The 244-nt window shown below is 58.2% G+C and carries 1 protein-coding gene; it reads right to left on the bottom strand.

Features of this window, described 5'->3' with window-relative positions; all coding sequences use genetic code 11:
• Window positions 1-244, bottom strand: a 244-nt coding sequence (locus BST40_RS28765) for a pentapeptide repeat-containing protein (RefSeq protein ID WP_208618981.1), incomplete at both ends; no start/stop codon positions are given.

Below are 244 nucleotides of genomic sequence, written 5' to 3'. Positions count from 1 at the left end.
GAGTTGAAGAACCCGATGTTGTTGTTGCCCGAGTTTCCGAAGCCGATGTTGTTGGTGCCCGCGTTCAACCCGCCGATGCCGATCATGTTGTCGCCGGTGAGCCCGAACCCGATGTTGTTGTTGCCGTGGTTGCCGAAACCGAAATTGTTGTTGCCCAGGTTGCCGAAGCCCAGGTTGTGCGAGCCATGGTTTCCACTGCCCACGTTGGAGCTACCGAAGTTCCCCCCGCCGAAGTTGTAGCTGC

The organism is Mycobacterium persicum, from assembly GCF_002086675.1.
GTDB lineage: Bacteria > Actinomycetota > Actinomycetes > Mycobacteriales > Mycobacteriaceae > Mycobacterium > Mycobacterium persicum.
The sequence above is the reverse complement of the archived record's forward strand: the minus strand, read 5'-3'. Positions and strand labels throughout refer to the sequence as shown.